The organism is Enterobacter cloacae complex sp. GYL001 (genome assembly GCF_049237125.1).
Taxonomy (GTDB): Bacteria; Pseudomonadota; Gammaproteobacteria; order Enterobacterales; family Enterobacteriaceae; genus Enterobacter; species Enterobacter hormaechei_C.
Genome location: NZ_JBMKGW010000057.1, coordinates 1 through 1,586 on the forward strand (window position 1 = coordinate 1; position 1,586 = coordinate 1,586).

2 protein-coding genes are annotated in these 1,586 nt (G+C 44.8%); both read left to right on the plus strand.

Annotated elements, in window-relative coordinates; genetic code table 11:
- Nucleotides 1–109 precede the first annotated feature (109 nt).
- Nucleotides 110–610: a hypothetical protein gene (locus ACOTWU_RS25230; RefSeq protein WP_001239317.1), complete on the plus strand. Its 501-nt coding sequence runs from the start codon at nt 110–112 to the stop codon at nt 608–610.
- A 149-nt stretch (nt 611–759) separates the two neighbouring features.
- Nucleotides 760–1,401: a type A-2 chloramphenicol O-acetyltransferase CatII gene (locus ACOTWU_RS25235; RefSeq protein ID WP_001011939.1), complete on the plus strand. Its 642-nt coding sequence runs from the start codon at nt 760–762 to the stop codon at nt 1,399–1,401.
- Nucleotides 1,402–1,586 lie beyond the last annotated feature (185 nt).

Sequence of the window (1,586 nt, forward strand, 5' to 3'; positions counted from 1 at the left end):
CTGAAAATGCCGGCCTTTGAATGGGTTCATGTGCAGCTCCATCAGCAAAAGGGGATGATAAGTTTATCACCACCGACTATTTGCAACAGTGCCCTGTTTAGAGTACTATATGCGCCTGCAACAGTGGGCCACCGAAAATATTAAAAAACTGCTTTATCTCGCGGGGGATGACGCGGTGATTAATTACGGGAAAATGCGGCTGGAATTTTTGCAGAAAGCACTGGCGCAGGATACCTCCGGTGACTTCTGCTTTCGTGTGCTGCATCCGGAAGTGTCTGGCCCGCCGGATATGAAAAAGGCTTCCGCCGGGTACCGTGACTTTATTATCGGTAACAGAGCGTTGCTGGATCTGGTGAATTCAGCCGGTGAAGGGGCTCCGGTTGCGCATTATTCCGCTGATGAAATTCAGTCATTATTTTCGGCACAAATACAGGGGTCGGTGGATAAATACGGCGATAGTTTCCTGACGGATGATCCGTATGTGCTGGCGGAAGACAAGCTGCAAACCTGTCAGATGGAAATTGATTTAATGGCGGATGTGCTGAGAGCACCGCCCCGTGAATCCGCAGAACTGATCCGCTATGTATTTGCGGATGAGTGGCCGGAATAAATAAAACCGGGCTTAATACAGATTAAGCCCGTATCGGGTATTATTACTGAATACCAGACAGCTTACGGAGGACGGAATGTTACCCATTGAGACAACCAGACTGCCTTCTGATTATTAATATTTTTCACTATTAATCAGAAGGAATAACCATGAATTTTACCCGGATTGACCTGAATACCTGGAATCGCAGGGAACATTTTGCCCTTTATCGTCAGCAGATTAAATGCGGATTCAGCCTGACCACCAAACTCGATATTACCGCTTTGCGTACTGCACTGGCGAAAACCGGTTATAAGTTTTATCCGCTGATGATTTACCTGATCTCCCGGGCTGTTAATCAGTTTCCGGAGTTCCGGATGGCAATGAAAGATAATGAACTGATTTACTGGGAACAGTCAGACCCGGTCTTTACTGTCTTTCATAAAGAAACCGAAACATTCTCCGCACTGTCCTGCCGTTATTTTCCGGATCTCAGTGAGTTTATGGCGGGTTATAACGCGGTAACAGCAGAATATCAGCATGATACCAGGTTGTTTCCGCAGGGAAATTTACCGGAGAATCACCTGAATATATCATCGTTACCCTGGGTGAGTTTTGACGGATTTAATCTGAATATCACCGGAAATGATGATTATTTTTCCCCGGTTTTTACAATGGCAAAGTTTCAGCAGGAAGGTGACCGCGTACTATTACCTGTTTCTGTACAGGTTCATCATGCAGTCTGTGATGGTTTTCATGCAGCAAGGTTTATCAATACACTTCAGCTGATGTGTGATAACATACTGAAATAAATTAATTAATTCTGTATTTAAGCCACCGTATCCGGCAGGATTGGTGGCTTTTTTTTATATTTTAACCGTAATCTGTAATTTCGTTTCAGAAGGCACTGTTGCAAAGTTAGCGATGAGGCAGCCTTTTGTCTTATTCAAAGGCCTTACATTTCAAAAACTCTGCTTACCAGGCGCATTTCGCCCAG

Excerpts from the sequence above, each read along its gene's own strand:
- ACOTWU_RS25230 (WP_001239317.1), top strand. The coding sequence starts at position 110 with ATGCGCCTGCAACAGTGGGCCACCGAAAATATTAAAAAACTGCTTTAT.
- ACOTWU_RS25235 (WP_001011939.1), top strand. The coding sequence starts at position 760 with ATGAATTTTACCCGGATTGACCTGAATACCTGGAATCGCAGGGAACAT.